At 58.8% G+C, this 18237-nt stretch carries 16 protein-coding genes; 9 read left to right on the forward strand and 7 right to left on the reverse strand.

Annotated features, from left to right (window positions below; genetic code table 11):
- Positions 1-5: 5 nt before the first annotated feature.
- Positions 6-599: a TetR/AcrR family transcriptional regulator gene (locus BN77_RS22270; RefSeq protein WP_007536263.1), complete on the forward strand. Its 594-nt coding sequence runs from the start codon at positions 6-8 to the stop codon at positions 597-599.
- A 60-nt stretch (positions 600-659) separates the two neighbouring features.
- On the opposite strand, the gene minE is transcribed toward BN77_RS22270, so the two are convergent.
- From minE to BN77_RS35940, 4 genes are all read right to left on the reverse strand, one after another.
- Positions 660-920 carry a cell division topological specificity factor MinE gene (gene minE / locus BN77_RS22275; protein WP_007536264.1) on the reverse strand — a complete coding sequence of 87 codons (261 nt, stop codon included), beginning with the start codon at positions 918-920 and terminating at the stop codon, positions 660-662.
- Positions 917-1735, reverse strand: a complete 819-nt coding sequence (gene minD, locus BN77_RS22280) for a septum site-determining protein MinD (protein ID WP_007536265.1) — start codon at positions 1733-1735, stop codon at positions 917-919. The genes minE and minD overlap by 4 nt, the downstream gene beginning before the upstream one ends.
- Before the next feature lie 32 nt (positions 1736-1767).
- Positions 1768-2490: a septum site-determining protein MinC gene (minC, locus tag BN77_RS22285; RefSeq protein ID WP_007536266.1), complete on the reverse strand. Its 723-nt coding sequence runs from the start codon at positions 2488-2490 to the stop codon at positions 1768-1770.
- 323 nt (positions 2491-2813) lie between these two features.
- Complete coding sequence (locus BN77_RS35940; RefSeq protein ID WP_425280249.1) at positions 2814-2990, reverse strand: DUF1127 domain-containing protein; 177 nt, start codon at positions 2988-2990, stop codon at positions 2814-2816.
- Between the two features lie 332 nt (positions 2991-3322).
- On the opposite strand from BN77_RS35940, the gene BN77_RS22290 reads away from it, so the two are divergent.
- The gene (locus BN77_RS22290) at positions 3323-5404 is read left to right on the forward strand and encodes an alpha-ketoacid dehydrogenase subunit alpha/beta (RefSeq protein WP_007536268.1); all 2082 of its coding nucleotides are present in this window, start codon (positions 3323-3325) and stop codon (positions 5402-5404) included.
- Between the two features lie 3 nt (positions 5405-5407).
- Complete coding sequence (locus tag BN77_RS22295; RefSeq protein WP_007536269.1) at positions 5408-6631, forward strand: dihydrolipoamide acetyltransferase family protein; 1224 nt, start codon at positions 5408-5410, stop codon at positions 6629-6631.
- A gap of 43 nt (positions 6632-6674) precedes the next feature.
- Here BN77_RS22295 and BN77_RS22300 read toward each other — a convergent pair whose 3' ends face one another.
- The 3 genes from BN77_RS22300 to BN77_RS22310 all read right to left on the reverse strand — a co-directional run bounded on the left by BN77_RS22300 (position 6675) and on the right by BN77_RS22310 (position 11135).
- Positions 6675-8648: a copper amine oxidase gene (locus BN77_RS22300; RefSeq protein ID WP_040678641.1), complete on the reverse strand. Its 1974-nt coding sequence runs from the start codon at positions 8646-8648 to the stop codon at positions 6675-6677.
- Between the two features lie 37 nt (positions 8649-8685).
- Positions 8686-10092, reverse strand: coding sequence for an aldehyde dehydrogenase family protein (locus BN77_RS22305; protein WP_007536271.1), 1407 nt, complete (start codon positions 10090-10092; stop codon positions 8686-8688).
- 116 nt (positions 10093-10208) lie between these two features.
- Positions 10209-11135: a helix-turn-helix domain-containing protein gene (locus tag BN77_RS22310; protein ID WP_007536272.1), complete on the reverse strand. Its 927-nt coding sequence runs from the start codon at positions 11133-11135 to the stop codon at positions 10209-10211.
- A 339-nt stretch (positions 11136-11474) separates the two neighbouring features.
- Here BN77_RS22310 and BN77_RS22315 point away from each other — a divergent pair, with 339 nt between their 5' ends.
- The 6 genes from BN77_RS22315 to BN77_RS22340 are packed head-to-tail and all read left to right on the forward strand — an operon-like array spanning position 11475 to position 18178.
- Positions 11475-13217, forward strand: coding sequence for a putative bifunctional diguanylate cyclase/phosphodiesterase (locus BN77_RS22315; RefSeq protein ID WP_007536274.1), 1743 nt, complete (start codon positions 11475-11477; stop codon positions 13215-13217).
- A gap of 20 nt (positions 13218-13237) precedes the next feature.
- Positions 13238-13735: a hypothetical protein gene (locus tag BN77_RS22320; protein ID WP_007536277.1), complete on the forward strand. Its 498-nt coding sequence runs from the start codon at positions 13238-13240 to the stop codon at positions 13733-13735.
- A complete protein-coding gene (locus tag BN77_RS22325; RefSeq protein ID WP_007536280.1) occupies positions 13732-14910 on the forward strand; it encodes a class I SAM-dependent methyltransferase in 1179 nt (392 codons plus the stop codon). Before BN77_RS22320 ends, BN77_RS22325 begins: the two co-directional genes overlap by 4 nt.
- Entirely contained in the window at positions 14907-17264 is a 2358-nt protein-coding gene (locus BN77_RS22330; protein WP_007536282.1) for a SpoIIE family protein phosphatase, read from the forward strand. Before BN77_RS22325 ends, BN77_RS22330 begins: the two co-directional genes overlap by 4 nt.
- A gap of 5 nt (positions 17265-17269) precedes the next feature.
- Positions 17270-17821 (forward strand): slr1658 superfamily regulator, encoded by a 552-nt coding sequence (locus BN77_RS22335; protein ID WP_007536284.1) that lies wholly within the window; start codon positions 17270-17272, stop codon positions 17819-17821.
- An 18-nt stretch (positions 17822-17839) separates the two neighbouring features.
- The gene (locus tag BN77_RS22340; RefSeq protein ID WP_007536286.1) at positions 17840-18178 is read left to right on the forward strand and encodes a slr1659 superfamily regulator; all 339 of its coding nucleotides are present in this window, start codon (positions 17840-17842) and stop codon (positions 18176-18178) included.
- Positions 18179-18237: the final 59 nt, after the last annotated feature.

Raw genomic sequence — 18237 nt, forward strand, 5'->3', positions numbered from 1 at the left:
TTATTTTGGCCTCGGCCCCGCCGAAGACGGAACCGTCCACACCGCCGCCAATGCGTGCCGACGCCCGCCGCAATCGCGAGAAGCTCATCGAGGTTGCCGCAGCCGCCTTCGCGCAGGCCGGCGTCGAAACATCGCTGGAAGACATTGCCCGCAAGGCCGGCGTCGGGATCGGCACGCTCTACCGGCATTTTCCAACGCGCGAACATTTGGTCGAAGTCGTCTACCGCCGGGAGCTCGAAGGGCTTGCCGCAGCGGCGAAGGAGCTGGCCGCGAGCCATGCGCCTGACGTTGCGCTGGAGGAATGGATGCGCCGCTTCGTCGGTTACATCGCCGCCAAACGGGGAATGGCAACCAGTCTGAAAATCCTGATGGATTCCAACGCCTCGCTGTTTGCCGAAGGCATAGGCATTCTGCGCGGAGCCGCCGAAGGGCTCCTAAAGACGGCAGCCGATCAGGGCTTCATTCGAAGCGATATCGACACCACCGACCTTCTACATGCGCTTTCGAGCATCTATTCGCTGCCGGCATCGCCAGAATGGCGAGAGCGCTCGAACCGGCTGATCGGCCTGTTGATGGATGGTCTGCGGACACAGAAATAGAGCCATCGCCTGGCCTCACGCGCCGAACGAAGAAGCGGCGCTCGTGGCGCCGCCTCAGGTTCATGCCGCGCGAACGCTCGCACCCAGCGGAATTTCAACGTCGATCTCGAGGATCGACATGTGCTCGTCGCGATCCATCGTCACGCGAACCCTTTCGCTATCGACCTGCACATGCTTTGCGATAACGGCGAGGATTTCCTCGCGCAGCAAGGATATCAGATCGGATCCTGCCGAAACCCGCTCATGCGCGAGCAATACCTGTAGGCGTTCGCGGGCCGCAGGCGCGGTCCTCTGTTTACCAAAGAAGTTGAAGATGCTCATGCAGCGGCCCTCCTTCCGAAGATCTTGCCGAAGATGCCCCGCTTCTCTCCCGGAACGACGACGGGCAGTTCCTCTCCAGCCAGTCTGCGCGCGGCATCGAAATAGGCCATGGCAGGTGCGCTGCGGCTATCGGCCAGGGTGACTGGAGCACCGATATTGGATGCGCGCAGCACATCCGTGCTTTCAGGAATAATGCCAAGGAGCGGAATGGAGAGGATCTCCAGTACGTCGTCGACCTTGAGCATGTCACCGCGGTCAGCGCGGCTGGCATCGTAGCGTGTTAGAAGCAGGTGCTTTTCCATTCGCTCCCCGCGCTCGGCCTTCGCAGTCTTCGAGTCAAGCAGCCCGATGATGCGATCGGAATCGCGGACGGAAGAGACTTCGGGATTGGTGACGACCACGGCGACGTCGGCGTGGCGCATGGCGAGCGTCGCGCCCCGCTCGATCCCCGCGGGGCTGTCGCAGATGATCCAGTCGAAATGCCGCTTCAGATCGTTGATGACCCGCTCGACACCCTCGGCCGTGAGGTTGTCCTTGTCCCGCGTTTGAGAGGCCGGCAGCAGGAAGAGCGTCTCAAGCCGCTTGTCGCGGATCAGCGCCTGGGAGAGCTTGGCGTCGCCTTGGATGACATTGATAAGGTCGTAGACGACGCGGCGCTCTGCACCCATGACGAGATCGAGATTGCGCAGGCCGACATCGAAATCGACGACGACCACTTTCTCGTTCCTCTGTGCTAAGGCCGCTCCGAGGGCTGCGGTGGATGTGGTCTTGCCCACTCCGCCCTTGCCCGAAGTGACGACGATGACTTTCCCCATCTTTCTCTCCTATGTGATAGCCAGCTTCGGGCCTAGATAAGTTTCTCTGCCTTGATCGAATCGCCTTCCAGCCAGAGCTGGACAGCCTGTCCGCGCAGGTTCGGCGCTATGTCTTCTGCCATCTTGTAGATGCCATCGATCGCAACCAGTTCGGCCTCAAGCTTGCGGCAGAAAATGCGCGCCGACGTATTGCCGACCGATCCGGCCATCGCGCGCCCCCTGAGCGTCCCATAGACATGAACCGAGCCCCCGGCGATGATTTCCGAACCGGATGCCACAGAACCGATGACCGTGACGTCGCCTTCCGGAAAGATCAGCGACTGACCCGAGCGAATCGGCTCGCGAATGACGATCGATTGCAACGCCGGCCGGGTCTCGGCGATCGGCGGCTTGGTGCGAACATCAATGATCGGCTCCTGTTGCGGAACCTCGAAATCCGAGACCGGACGCCCGCCCTTTAGCGCCGGCGGCATGCCGGGCCCGATCAACGATGCACGGCAGCCCTCGATACCCATAATGCTGACGTTGCGCTGCGCAAGTTCGGCAATCAGGCCCTTGAGCTGTGCCCGGTCGATCTCCAGATCGCTGACGTCGAGCACCACCGGTCGCCCCAGGAAGAAGCCGGCGGAGCGCGCGGCAAGATCGTCTAGTCTTACAAGCCAGTCATCGAAGGGAAGATCTGGCGAAAGCATGACCGCCAGAAAAGAGCGGCCCTTGATGCGGATCGAGCGAGCGTCTGTTAGCACTTTGGTCATCTAGGTTAAGAAATCGTTGAGCATTTCTAATTCTGATTTGGTTAACAAATGGTTAATTTCCGGCGCTAGGGTCGTTGACAAGTCACAGTTCGTGCGACCTCAAAATCGGAAATTGAATGCTGATTGCGCGCTGGCCACATCAGCCGAATGGCCACGCCTTATCATTCGTCTTTGGGAAGGGCGCGCAACGAACAAAGAGAGGCAAAGAACCGCTCAAAGGTTCAAGCTCGATCGTCGTTCGAGGTTCGGGTGAGCGCGATACTCTTGAAAAAACAAAGGCCCGTTTGAACGGGCCTTGGGGTCTTGGTTTTTGTCGGGTTCTGTTAGCGACCGTATACCAGGCGCTTGATATCGCCACGAGCGACACCGATGTCCTTCAGTGCTGCATCGTCGAGCTTGGAAAGATCCCTGTATGCCTTGCGGAGTTGAAGGAATTCTCCGATCCTGTTGCCGATTTTCATATCATATCTCCTTGTGCGTTGCACAATTATATAGCTCATTGCTTTGTCAATGAGCACTTCGAAAACCGCATATGAGGCATCCGGAATTTGCAACCTCGACCTGCGGGCGAGGAAAAATCCGCGGCATCCAAGAGGCTCGAGTGCCAGATGACCCTGACCACGCCGGGTCCGGCCGAACGATTCGGCAAACTGCTACGAGCAAGCAAGCCGATCAGGGAACCATATCGAAGATTTCGAATTGATGTGGTGCAACTTCGCGGATGGACGAAACGAACGTTTCACATCAGCGCATCTCGTGCTGAAAGCTGAAACGCATTTTCCGATGGGCTGCACTAACCTCCTCATGGATCAGAGATTTGGGAGGATCGAAGATGGCACAGGCAACCGCAGTTCTGTTGCGTGGCAGGAACGCACCCGATGAGGGAATAGACTGGCAGCGCGTTACCTATCTTCTGCACCTCTCGAGAATCCTTGACGAGATGGAGGAAACGCGGCTCGTCCCCGAAAAGAAAATCCTCTACCAATTCTCCGCCCGTGGTCACGATATGGCGCAGATCATGCTCGGGCTGCAGCTTACGAACCGCCACGACGCGACGTGCGGTTATTATCGATCCCGTCCACTGCTCTTGTCTCTCGGCGTAGACCCGGCCGATGCGCTAGGCTCGGCGATGGGCCGCGCCGGCGGCTATTCCGATGGCCGCGATATCGGCGTGGTCTTCAACTATCCGAACCGCACCGGCGCCTCGGCTCTGCCGATGTGCGGCGGTGTCGGCGCACAATATACCCCAACCGCAGGGTGGGCACAGGCGCTCCAATATTACGCAACCGTGCTCGCAGATCATGATTATCGTGACGCAATCGCCGTCGTTTTGGGGGGCGACGGTTCGGTTGCTTCCAATGGCTTCTGGTCTGCATTGACGATCGCGACGACGCAAGACCTGCCAATGTTGTTTTACGTCGAGGACAACGGCTTCGGAATCTCCGTCCCCTCCGACGTGCAGACGCCTGGCGGAAACATCGCAGCCAATCTCGCGGGCTGGCGCGGCTTGACGATCTTTGAAGGCGACGGGTGCGATCCCGCAGACGCCGCCCGCCTCACGCGCGAAGCTATCGCCTTCGTTCGCGAGCGCCGAACGCCCGCGCTTTTGCGGCTCTCTGTCCCCAGGCTCGAAGGTCACAGCTTCCAGGACACCCAATCCTATAAAAGCGAAGCGTTGGTCAAGGCGGAATGGGCGCGCGATCCGCTGCCACGCCTGCGAGACTACCTCGTGCCTTCGGTGATAAGTGCCAACGAGTGGGAAGCATGCAGGCTTGAGGCCGTCGAAACTGCTGAAAAAGCACGAGCAGAGGCAGAGAGCCGAGCTGTTGCATCCCCTGAAACCGTTACACGTCATGTGTTCTTCGAGGGCGAGATGCAGACGATGGGTGGCCAGCATTGTCACGGCTACCGCCCCCCCGAAACAAGCGACGTGGCGACCCCGGACGGCCAACGCATCAATATGGTCACGGCAATCAGGCGAACGCTGGACCATGAACTGAGCATCAACAAGCGAGTGGTGATGTTCGGGGAGGACATTGGCCCAAAGGGCGGTGTTCACGCCGTGACGCTCGGCCTTCAGGAAAAGTTCGGCAGGGAACGAGTGTTTGACACCTCGCTTTCGGAAGAAGGCATCGTCGGCCGCGCCGTTGGAATGGCGCTTGCCGGGCTGGTTCCCGTTCCCGAAATTCAATTCCGCAAGTATGCCGAGCCTGCGACAGAACAGATCAACGATTGCGGTACGATCCGCTGGCGCACCAACAACCGCTTTGCCGCGCCTGTCGTCCTGCGGATGCCAGGCGGCTTCTTCAAGTGTGGCGACCCGTGGCATAGCCAGACGAACGAGGTCGCCTTCGTCCACCAGCCGGGCTGGAAGGTTGCCGTTCCCTCGAACGCAGAAGATGCTGTAGGGTTGTTGCGAACCGCCCTGCGCGGCAACGATCCGGTGATCTTCTTCGAGCACCGGGCGATGCTCGATCACCAATGGGCGCGCCGTCCCTATCCTGGCGACAACTATGCGCTACCCTTCGGCACCGCGCGCTTTACCCGCAAGGGCAGCGCTATGACGATAGTGACCTGGGGCGCCATGGTCCCCCGCTGCGAGGAGGCGGCTGAAGGCCTTTCGGCCGACATCATCGATCTTCGAACGTTGATGCCCTGGGACCGCGAGAGCGTCATCTCGTCGGTCCGTCGCACGCGGCGCTGCCTTATCGTCCACGAGGATCTTGGAACAGCCGGCTTCGGCGCCGAGATTGCCGCAGTCGTTGCCGACGAGGCCTTCATGGATCTCGACGCGCCTGTGTCGAGGTTGACGATGCCGGATATCCCAAGCCCGCACAATCCAGCCTTGCTCGACTGGGCGGTACCGTCTGTCGGCCGCATCAGACAGAAGATCACCGCCCTCGTGGAGTACTAAGACATGGTCGAATTCGCCGAAGTCCTTGTACCCATCGAACAGGAGGGAACAAAGGCAGTTGTCCGTAACTGGCTAAAACACCCGGGCGAAAGCGTCGCCCTTGACGATCCGCTCGTCGAAATTGAAACCGACAAGGTCACGCAGGAGATATCCGCACCCGCAGCCGGTATTCTTGAAGACATCCTCATGGTGTCTGGAATGGATGCAACACCGGGTGCGGTTCTTGGCCGTATTCGTCTGAAGGGCGCCGCTGCCAACACTGAAAATTCACACGAAACTCGATCTTTGGCGCCTGGCGGGACGACCGGTACTGGCGACCGTTTTTCGCCTGCGGTTCGCAGTGCTGGCGTAAAATACGGCATCGATCCGGCTCACGTTGTCGGCACCGGCACAGGGGGGCGAGTGACCCGCGCGGACATGGATGCGGCGTTCGAGACAAAGCAGCGGACACGAAGCGATCAAGCGACTTCGTCCGTGCAAATTCCGGACGCCCCCAAACCAGGCACAATCGCCCGCGACGAAGTCAGTCTCGGCTCACGCAAGATCACTCATACGCCCATGCGGCTTTCCATTGCACGGCATATGTTGGAGTCCGCGACGACAGCCCCTCACGTCACGGCGATCTTCGAGGCGGATTTCACCGCGGTCATCAAGCATCGCGAGAAAAGCAAGGCGGTCTTTGCCGCCGACGGCGTGAATCTATCCTATACGGCTTATATCATCGCTGCCTGCGTCGTGGCGATGCGGGCGGTCCCGGAGATCAACAGCCGCTGGCACGACGACTATCTCGAGGTATTCGACGACATCAATATCGGCGTTGGCATGGCGCTCAGCGATAAAGGACTGATCGTTCCTGTGATCAGGCAGGCGCAGGCGCTCTCGCTATCGGCCATCGCAGCCAGACTTCAGGACCTGACCGACCGCGGGCGGGCCGGCGGCTTGACGAACGCGGATATGCGCGATGGCACCTTCACCATTTCGAACCACGGCGTATCGGGCTCGCTGGTCGCCGCGCCGATCATCATCAATCAACCGCAATCGGCGATCCTTGGCGTCGGGAAATTGGAAAAGCGTGTGATCGTGCGGGAAGTCGGTGGCCTCGACACAATCCAGATCCGACCGATGGCCTACGTCTCGTTGACGATAGACCATCGCGCGCTCGATGCGCATCAGACAAACGCCTGGTTGACACGCTTCGTCGAAGCCCTGGAAAACTGGCACGGGTAGCGGGCGCGTAACGAGAAGGGGCGCACGAGGCGCCCCTTCTCTGTCATTTGGCATTGCGGATCGTCAGTGCCGGATTATGCGCAAAGAAATTGTGCGGCTCTATATGGATCGTCTTCCATTCTGTCGACATGACAGGCCAATCCTCCATGCGCGGGATATGGTGGAAGCCAGCGGTGAACCAGGTCACGATATCCTTGCCCATGAGCGGCTTGTTGGCCTTGACCCATTGAGGCAGCGTATCCGAGCCATCGCTCTGCATTGCATATTTGCCGCCAGCATATTGCTGATCGATGTCGTAGACGGTGTTCCAGACCGAATACTCGATATATGCGTTACGCTTCATCGGCGGATCCTTGGCAAAGTCGAACGGGCCGTAGGCAACATCGCCATGATGGATCATCCAGCCAAGTTCCTGGCCGAGATAGCCTTCGCGGGACGGATCGGAAATCATGAAGTACCGCGGCTTCATCGCCGACAATTGATATCGCGCCTCCATCTCAGTCTTCGGCATCGTATGCTGCACCGTCCACATCGAGCGACGCGGATTCTTGGCATCAACAGCGGCCGGAACGATATCCATCGTGCCGAAATGGTTGACAGGCTGGTCTACGTCGAAGTCGATGCGGAAGTTGAAGTAGTGGTCGTGGTTTGCCGCCACCAGGTTCGGTGCGATCAGCGTGCCGTGAGCAGTGTCATCCGTTGCCGTCGGATCATTCACCGATGTCGCTGCGACGCCCTTTACCGCGTCCAGACCCGTTGCGCCGATCATGAGCCTGATCTGGCCGTCCTGCTGGAGGCGGTAGTCGATAAGGTAGTCATAGTTTCCGACCTCGGAGGCGGTTCGTACTACGAGCTCAGTCGCCGGTCGACCTTCAGCCGGGACCGGTTTCTCAGGCGTCTGAGCGAAGACTTCGAAGTGGCGCCACGCCGGATCGCCGACGCTGCGTTCAAACACGCAAATCGCGTTGGGGATGGTCAACGGGTTGCCCTTGTCGTCGGCAATCGTTGCGGGCAGGAAGGTCGCATAGTCAGGGCAATCGACGCCGGAACGCAGTGGGCTGAGGAAGAGGCCGAAACCATACTCTCCGCTGTCCATGTAGGTACGCCAGTACCAGCCCTCGGTCGGATCCATATAGGGGACGAATACCTCAGAAAGATGCGACTGGTAGATCACCGAACGCCACTTGTCCCCATCCTTCACGTCGAGATTTGAGACGACAAGGCCAGGACGCTTGTCAACGCGGAAGTTCATCCGCCACATGTCCCATTCCAGGTGGCTGCCCGAAATCTTGTAGTTCGGACCGCCGGGCTGGGAGAGCTTTGCTGGATTCATTTCTGGACGGAGCGGTTCGCGGTCGGCGACCTCTTTCTCGCTATAGCCCCAGTTGTCCTTCGGGCCATCGATCACGCCGGTGTCGATGACGCGCAGGACCTTCTTCTTGCCGATGTCATAAACGGCGAAAAGGCCCTCGATTGGCTTTGCGTAGAAGTTCGATCCCTCTGGAACCTTGTAGCAGGGAACCTTCATCAGACGCGAATTCTCGTATTCGTCGGTGAAGAAATTGCCCGCGGTCAGCGGCAGGCAGAAAGCCTGTTCGGGCGTCAGGCCGCGCTTCTTCAGACCGGCGATCATATCGGGATTGGCAAGCGCACCCTGCAGGGCGTCCATGAACTCGGCAAAGAGCACCATCGGTTGCCCTTTGATCGGAGTCGTGCTCTCGACCGTGCCCCTGGTGATGTTGACGACCGCCTCCTTGAACCCCTGTGGGCTCGTCAGCTGGACTTTCGCCTCACGGTCGAGATTGTCGCCTTCCCTCCAGGACAAAACCTGTTCCTTGGCGGGTTCTTTCAACTCGATCAGCGGATAGAGCGTATTGTCGTCGACAACCTTCTGGTCGCGCAGGATCCTGTTGATCTTCTGGTATTCCTCAGCCGTCAGCCCATCCAGCGGATGAGCGATGGCTGCCGGCGCACAAAGCGCCAGAAGCAAGCCCGCCGAAGCCATGTATCGCTTCATGTTCATTTACATCCTCCCTATCGCATGCCCTTGATGATCAAGCGAATACCACCTGGATATTCGTGTATTCCTGCAGCCCTTCCTCGGCGAATTCGACGCCGAACCCGGAAGCCTTTACGCCGCCGAACGGGGCGTTCGGCTGAATGGCACCGTGCTTGTTGACCCAGACGGAACCGCATTGCATGCGGCTCGCAACCGCCTTTGCGGCCGAAATGTCGGACGACCAGACGGAACCTCCGAGGCCATTGGCGCTATCGTTGGCAAACGCAATTGCCTCGTCGACGCTGCTGTATTTGATGATCGGGAGCGCGGGCCCGAACTGCTCCTCGTCGACAAGCGGATCGCCGTTCTTCAAACCGGCGACAATAGTCGGCGGGAAGAACAGCCCCTCACCCGGTTCACCGCCCAGCAACACCAATCCTCGTTCTTTGGCGTCACTGACCAGGCGTGAGAGCTTTTCGAACTGCATACGGTTCTGCACGGGACCAAGAACGCTGCCCTCCTCCATGCCGTCCCCGACGGGAACGTTGCGCGCGTAGGCCACGAGAGCATCACAGACGGCATCATGGATCGATTCGTGCACATAGAGGCGCTTCATCGCCGCGCAGGTCTGGCCATTGTTGATGAAGGCGCCCCAGAACAGGCCTTCGGCAATCGCCTGCGGATCGGCATCGGGTAGAACGATTCCGGCATCGTTCCCGCCGAGTTCGAGGGTCAGGCGCTTCATCGTCTCTGCAGCGGAGCGCATGACTTTCTGGCCGGTCGCGCAAGAACCCGTAAACACGATCTTGCTGATATCAGGATGAGCCGACATTGCCGCGCCGATGTTGAACTCTCCGTCGTCGCCGGTCACGACGTTCAGGACACCAGGCGGCAGCACCTCGTTCATGATCTCGACCAGGCGAAGCGTCGCAAGCGGCGTCAGCGGCGACGGCTTGATGACGACCGTGTTGCCGGTACGCAGTGCCGGCATGACGTGCCAGATGGCGATCATGACCGGAAAGTTCCAAGGGGTAATCGAGCCGACGACGCCGAGCGGCTTGCGATAAAGCTCGACACGGCCCTCGCTGTTGTCCTGCAGGACCTTGGGCGGCAACGTCAAGGCAGTCGTGTATCCTGCCCAGGCAACCGTGCCGCCCATCTCCCAGCGCGAGCCGAGACCGTTCAGCGGCTTGCCTTGCTCGAGCGTGATCAGCCGCGCGAGTTCTTCGGCATGCGCTTCGATCCGGGCGGTGACGGCCGCACATGCTGCCTGCAGTTCCTGATCGCCCTTTGCCGACCATGTCGGGAACGCGGCCTTGGCGGCAGCAACGGCTGCATTGAGCTCTGCAGCACCCATGTTGGGCACGCGGCCAGCTTCGATCCCCGTCGCCGGATTGAGTACGCTGAAGCTGCGCTCGCCAGTTATCGGCTTTCCGTCGATTATGGCGCTGTGGATCGTCATTCTCACCTCCTCCGAATGAGGTCCCGACCATTGGACGGGACTGCCTGGTAGCGGAGACTAGGCGATAGCGGGCTTCAGGGCTTGGACTGGGCCGTCGTCATCTTTGGACAAATCCGTCAGTGGCGACGCGCAACAACGCCCGGCGCCGATCCGTATTTCTTTCGGAACTCGCGATAGAAGTAGGACAGGTCGTTGAAGCCCGCATCATAGGCGACGGCGGCAATTCCTTCGGTCGGCTTGGCAGGACGCGGCTGGGTAAGCGCCGTGTGCGCCAGTTCCAGCCGACGGTTAAGCAAGCGGTGGCCAGGTGTCTCGCCAAGCGGGCGGAAGTGTCGCTGCAACATGCGCTCCGAAACATTGAGGCGCCTTGCCAATTCGCCAGGCCCAAACGTCGGATCGGCACGGTATCGATCGATCATGGCAAGCGCTCGAGATAGCAGCGTCTCGCCAATTCCGGCAGCTTCGCCTGTCTTGATACCGTGGAGGTAGGCACCCAGGAGGGACAACATCGCCTCGCCGAGCTGCGTCGACACGCCAGGCTCTTTCAGCATCTTGGTAATCACCGCCCGCATGGCCAACCAAAGGGGATCCTCCCGACTGATGGCGACACCGTCGGTGCAGGTCTTTCCGAACCGATGCAGCATCTCGCCGCGTGGCATATGGACTGATAGCTGGCTGGAGCGCTCGCCGTCATAGACGAACGATGAGGGTCGAACGGAATCGACAAGAAACATGTCTCCTGGAGCAAGCCGAGCCGAATGCTCTCCCTGCTCCACGCGACAGTGCCCCTCGTCCTGGATCAGCAAGAACAGGTGTTCACCGGGGTCTTGCCGGATTGATTTCACTCCGCGCTGCACGTGGCGGGCGTCAAGTGAGACAATTGCGGTATCGAACAGCCCCATGCGGCGCGTTGCCACATCGCCGGCCATCACATCGCTGCGGGCCATAGGCTCGACATCAAACGCGCCGCAGACCTTCCGGATTTCCTCCTGCAGAAGCTCCACAGCCATCGGCTTGTGCACTGGCTTCACCAGCGACTGCATTCTTCCCTCCCTGGCTCCTGCAGACTTGACTAAGCGCTCCCGTCGTATCGCATCCTGTTGCGAATTGATACAGGTCATCTATCCGCGCATCCTCACCTCGCGTTTCTGCTTGCCAATCTCAGCCAAGGTCTCTCCAACGTGATCCGGATGTCCCCTTGCTGCATCCTGCTGGCTCGGCGAATGCCATCAGGCCGCATGAAGACGCACAATGCTACGCTATGGTAGCGTTTTTGATTGACTACAACACGCCATGCGCTAGCTCTTATACAAACAACTGATTCAATTTCGTGGGATGCATCGAAGAACTTAGGCGCGGCGCAACGAGGAGGCCAAACCCATATGCCGGAAAATCGTGCGAATTGGCCTAAGCTGGTTCCACAGGGGTCCGAATTCTTCAGCCGCGCCGAGGCAGCTTTCTCGCTTTGGGATTTAGACCTCGTCCTTGTCGATTGGTCCAAAAAACTTGCAGAGCGCTCCGGCTTTAGCGAGGGGCCCCTGACGAAATTGGCTGAGGTTTACCCCGCACTCGCAAACCCTCCTTCCGCAGACCTCGTACAACTCGTCATCAAGACCGGCCGGCCACAATCCATCCGGTTAGGCGTGTCAACCGACAACCGCTATGACCTGCTCCTGCTGCCTGCCAAAGACGGGTTGGCGGTCGTCGAAATCGAGGCTGCTGATCGCACCGAGACGACAACTGCGCAGGAGCAGGAACGAGCGTTGCTCTTGCATCAGGCAACCCACGACGTCCTGACCGGACTGCCCAACCGGCGGCAGTTTAGCGATGAATTGGGGCGGCTTCTTCCTTCGGACGACAAGAGCGGTCTTGCGCTGATGCAGATTGACCTGGACGACTTCAAGCCGGTCAACGATACGCTGGGCCACGGCGCTGGAGACATTGTTCTAAAGCTTGCCGCCGGCAGGATCCGAAGTGTGCTTGGCACCAACGAGACAGCCTTCCGTCTTGCCGGTGACGAATTCGCGATCATACAGACTGCTGGCGAGCAGCCAGGTGAAGCCGAGCAATTGGCCGAAGCGTTGGTTGGCGAATTCAAGAAGCCATTTATAGTGGATGGCATCACTGTCTTTGTGGGAGCAAGCATCGGTATTGCGATCGCGCCCCGCGATGGCGATGAAGGCGAGCAATTAATGAAAGCAGCCGACGTCGCCCTTTATGCTGCCAAAAAGGAAGGACGGCGCCGCGCGAGAACCTTTGACCCCAGTATGTTGGTAGTACTGGAACAACGGGAGGTGCTGAGACGCAGCCTTAGGGTCGCACTCCAACATGGCGAATTCTTCCTCGAATATCAGCCGCTTGTCGACCGCTCGCGTACCGTGACGGGCTTCGAGGCGCTCCTGCGCTGGCGCCATCCGAGGCTCGGTGTGATCCCTCCAATCGCCTTTATCCCGATGGCAGAGGCCGATGGGCTGATGAGCGAAATCGGTCAATGGGTGCTGGAAGAAGCCTGTCGGGAAGCTCTGAGCTGGCCGGACCATTATACTGTTGCCGTCAATCTGTCCCCCGCAGAATTCTTGACAGCAGGCTTCACCGATCGCGTGTCGCAAACTCTCGATCTGGTCGGCCTTCCCGCCGAACGCCTGGAACTCGAGATTACGGAAACCGTCCTTCTGGAGCGTACAATCAACAATCTCGATACTTTGAATACCCTTAACGTGCTTGGCATCCAGATATCGCTCGACGACTTCGGGACCGAGTACTCGTCCTTAAGTTACCTGAAGAATTTTCCCTTCGATAACATCAAGATCGACAGATACTTCATCAACGACCTCCTTGACGACGAAAAGAGTCAGACGATCGTGCGCTCCGTCATTGCGCTGTCGCATGGGCTCGGCATGCGCGTCACTGCCGAGGGCGTGGAGACAGCCGAACAAGCCGCGTGGCTGTTGGAGGAGGGCTGCGACAGGCTGCAGGGACACTTCCTGAGCCCACCCTTGCACGCAGACCACATTGGCCAATTCGTCGGCCACCGGAAAGCGCGACGGACAAACGGCGGCGCAACGAGGACTGTGACTGGTCCGGAAGGAGGACGGATGACGATTGGCCTAGGAGGTGCGGTGTGAAAAGGCAGGAGGCGAGAGCGATGGCGGGCACGGCTTTCGATCAGCTCCTTGACCTGGAAATGGAGATGGCCACCTTTACCGCCGATTGGCTGCATTGCGACCAACTGTCGAACTATGTCGCTCGTATGGTGAGCCACGACCGCCGTGATCCGCTGCGTCACGCCAACCTTCTCTCTTCGGCTCTCAACGAACTTCTCGAGATGTCGTTTCGTTCCGACGCGCAAGAGGGTGCGTTGACATGCGGCTTCTATCGCCATGGGCAGATAGAGCGGATCGAGTTGAGCTTTCCCTGCGCGTCACAACAGCGACGCTATTACTCTGACCTCGTTAATGGTCTGAGAGACAATGGAAAACTGGCGAGCTACATAGAGGTCATCGGCGACGAAACTGCGCCCATCGAGAAGGCGGTCCTGTTGGGATTGGCGATCAACTATGAAGCGGAAATAGAGCTGCGCGCCTCGCCAGCCGATACGCTCACCTTCGTGGTCGACCTGCCGCTTGAGAGGCTCCTCAATTGAGCACGATAAGTTCTTCACCCGCCTTCACGACGCAGTTCGACACCAGCAATCAGGAGTTTGTCGCAACCGGTGTTCTCCGGCCACGTTCGATCGCCGATATTGCCGATGATCTTTTACTGTTGCGAGACAAGATTGAAACGGTCCAGGGCGTTTTCTACATCAATCTGAAGCGCGTCACGCATATGAACAGTACGGCATTTCGTGCCCTTGCGCGCGTCTTGGTCGATGCCTCCCGCTCGCGGCCGGAGCTCAAGATTGTCGTTCTCGTGTCGAGCGTAGTTACATGGGCTACGCAGATGTTTCGCCACCTTGGCGAACTCTCGCCCAATATCTCCATGGAAATCTACGACTCCGCCTTCTACCCGGGCCAGACGTTCGTCGAGAGCAGGAGCTTCATCCCTATCCTGCGGACCCAAACGAAGATGACGTGGCGCCACGAACGGGAAATCCTGCAGCGTCACGGCCTTCGCAACGGCATGGCGATCGCCGATATCTGTTGCGGGGTCGGCGATTTTGCCATGCTTGTCAGGAAGGAATTCAATCCGGCGAGGATCGTTGCCCTCGACCACTCGACAGCAAGCCTCGACTATGCGCGCTCTGTTGCGGAAAAATTCTGCGTCCGAGATATCGAATACACCTACGGCGACGCATCCCAAATGCTATTCGAATCCGATCAGTTCGATTTCGTGACGTGCCGGCACTCCCTGCAGATCTTTGATCGGCCAGAACTTCTCCTGAAGGAACTCTATCGGATCTGCAAGCCAGGCGGCAGGGTTTACATTACCAACGAAAAGAACTCCCACTGCCTGGGCGAACCGCGGGCCGATAGCATCAGTTGGACCTATAACGAGGTTGCCAAGCTCTTTCGCCATTTCGACATGGACGTTGAAATGGGGCCGAAAGGATCCCGTCTTTTGTTGGACACCGGTTTCGAAGATGTGCGGATCGAAAGCTTCATGGTCACCAACCTCGACGGCGATCCGCAGGATTTCGCCGATGTCATCGAAGCATGGGAGGATGTATATGCGGGCGAGATGTGCGTGAGACGCGGAGATCCTCCGGAATTCATCGAACGATTCAGGCAGGGATTTAGGGATCACATCTTTGCCGCCCTTCATCCGCGAGGCTATGCCGGTTGGCCGATCTGGGCGGCGTCGGGACAGAAGCCGCTATGACCGTTTCTCCAACCAAGCTAACCCTCGGATTGCGCTCGTTTCGGACGAAATTCCTGATCGTTGTCGGCGGTGCCGTGCTTTTCGATCTTCTTGTCAGCGGCAGCCTCGCGCTTTGGAACGTGCAGCGGCTATCGCGCGACGCAACCACACAGGTCGGCCAGGGCCTTGAAAAGGCGAGCCAGGACTATATCCGCTCCTACACCGATTCCACGGCTTCGCAGGTGGGCCTGCTTCTTGACCAGGTCCACTCCGACGTTAAAGCCCTCGCCGGAGTGCTCCAGGCTCAGATCGATCGACCGATCAGGAACGAGGCGGTCGGCGCCGCCATGGCAAAAGCCGATCCCGACGCAGTGACCGTGAGTTTTAACAGCAGCGGCCATTGGGCCCAAAACCTTCCGGGCTCGCCGTCCGTCGTCAGTGTCTGGGGTTACCTGCTGGACAAGGACCATCATCCGCTGCCGCAAGTGCAGACCGATATCGAAACCAGCGCCGTCCTTGATCTCGTAGCGCCGAACCTTCTGCGGACCGGTGCCTCCAAACTCCAGATGTATTACATCGGCCCGAAGGAACGGCCGATCTTTAGGACGGCTCCCTATACGGAACAGGCACAGACGTTCGACAAGCTTTATCCCGGCCACAATGACGCGAACTTCTGGGATTTCTTCTTTCCGGGCATTTACGAGTCATGGCAGCAATGGGCGCGCAATCCCGCGGCCCGCCCCGTCCCCGAAGACATTACCCAGACCGCTCCCTACACCGATGCCATCACAGGAAAGCTGATCGTCAGTTTCTTCCATCCTCTCTGGACGGCCGATCGACAGGGCGTCGCGGGAACGGCGGGTGCCGATATCACGCTTGATCAGCTTGCAGAGATCGTCGAACACGTGAAGGTCGCGGAGAGTGGCTTTGGCTTTCTGGCGATGTCGGATGGCAATGTTGTTGCAATCAATGCCGCCGGAGAGAAGGTGATCGGGCTACGCGCGGCGAGCGACGCGACCAGCAAGGGTGTGACAGGGCTGGACCGCTCCTTGCGCAACAGCTCGCAAAAGGCCGTTGCATCGCTTCCACTCGATACCAACGGCGTCGTCCAGCACATCTCCCTCAACGAGAATGGCCAGGACATCCCCTATCTGGTCGTCACCAGACAGCTCAACCCGTCCAACCTGTGGGTCAACGGTCCTGTCCAGCGCGAAGTCATGTCGCTTGGCATCGTCGTGCCGGAGCAAGAGATCTATGCCTCCCTCATTGCGGCAAGGGCCAAGATTGCACGGGCAACCAACCGCATCCTCGTCTATCAGATCGCCGCGGTTCTCGTGTCGCTGCTCATCGTGGCGGCTGCGGTGTTTGCCGCATCGAAGCGCATTACCAGCGGGATCCGGGCGCTAGCGGCCGCCGCCAAGCGAATCGAGGCGAAGGACTATTCAGTCAGGGTCGACATTCACACCAACGATGAAGTCGCGCAGGCTGGGCTCGCTTTCAATCGCATGGCCGAGCAGATCAGCTTCCACACCGAAAACCTTGAAAATTTGGTCGCAGAACGAACCAAGGAGATCGAGGAAGCGAAGGAGGAAATCTCAGCTCTCAACACGCAGCTGAAGAGCGAGAACCTGCGTCTTGGCGCAGAACTCGATGTGGCCCGACACATCCAGATGATGGTGTTGCCGCGTGCAGCCGAACTCGGTGCAGTCGAGAATCTGGAGATTGCCGCCTACATGCGCCCCGCCGACGAGGTTGGCGGCGACTACTATGACGTGTTGCAGAATGGCGGAAGCCTGAAGATCGGCATCGGGGACGTTACCGGCCATGGTCTAGAGAGCGGCGTGCTGATGCTGATGGTGCAGTCGGTCGCCCGAGCCCTGCAGGAGGCGGGAGAGACGGACCCTTCGAAATTCCTCGCACACCTGAACCGAGCGATATTCAAGAACATCGAGCGGACGAGGACCGACAAGCATCTCACCTTGTCGTTTCTTGACTATGATGGCGAGCGCCTCACCATTTCAGGGCAACATGAAGATCTCATCGTCGTGCGCCAGACAGGTGAGGTCGAGCGGATCGATACTGGTGACCTCGGCCTTCCGGTGGGGCTGGAATCAGACATCTCGCCCTTCGTGGACACCCGCGAAATACCCTTCCAAAGCGGGGACGTGATCGTGCTTCACACGGACGGCGTCACAGAAGCCGAGAACGCTCGTGGCGAATTGTTCGGCATCGACCGACTTTGCCAAAGCGCGCACCGTCTGCATGGTCGCTCAGCGGAGGACGTAAAGAACGGCATCGTCGAGGGGCTCATGGCCTATATCGGAACGCAGAAGATACATGATGACATCACACTCGTTGTGATGCGGCATAGGTGATGAACATGACAGTCGTGGTCTTTGGACACGAACACCTCGCATTCCCTGATATAAAGCACGCGGTCCGGCTTCGGCTGCTTGATGGTCCGCTTGATCTCGCCTGGAAGCACTCCGGGATGACATCCGATTTCATCGCGGAGATGATGTCCCAAAGGTTACGTCCATCGAGGCGGCTCTATAATCAACTCAAGCAGGATATCGTCTATCTGGCAAACGAACTGATCGAGAACGCAATCAAGTTTCGCGCGCGCGGAGAGGTCGTCGTGGAGGCGTTGGCGCAGACGGATTGTTTTCGGCTTCGGGTATCCAATTTTATCGACAGCGAGACGGCAACGAAATTCCAGCGGCAGCTCATGAACATAACCGTCGGCGATCCCGGCGATCTGCTTATTCAGCAGATCGAGGCGAGCGCCACAATGACCGGCAACATTTCCGGACTGGGTTTGTTGACCCTGATGAGCGACTACGAGGTGCAGTTTGCCTGGCGTTTCGAGGAGAACAGCTCCACCCAACCAACAAGACTTGAAACCTATGCCGCGATGGCCATTCCGGCATGAAACTGCGAAAGGTGCGCCATGGAAATTAGAGAAGAAGCCTACCGTATCTGGTCTGAAGGCAGCACCGTCTATTTCGATGGGACCATGCGGCTGGCGGGACCCGATGCCTACGCGCCCATCCACGAACTCGCCATGAAGGCGCTCGATGATGGCGATGGCAAGACCACCTTTGACCTGACGGGTCTGGAATTCCTCAATTCCTCCGGAATAAACCTTCTCGCGAAGTTGACGATCGAAGCGCGCAAGCGTCCGCACATCCATCTGACCGTACTGGGCTCATCCCAGATCTCGTGGCAGATGAAGTCATTACCCAACCTGAAGAAGCTGCATCCCGGCGTCGATCTGAGAATGACCTGACCGACGCAAGAACAGATATGGAACCAAGAGAAGCGGAGCTTGCCTGATCGAGTGATGGA

This window comes from Rhizobium mesoamericanum STM3625 (genome assembly GCF_000312665.1).
Taxonomy (GTDB): domain Bacteria; phylum Pseudomonadota; class Alphaproteobacteria; order Rhizobiales; family Rhizobiaceae; genus Rhizobium; species Rhizobium mesoamericanum.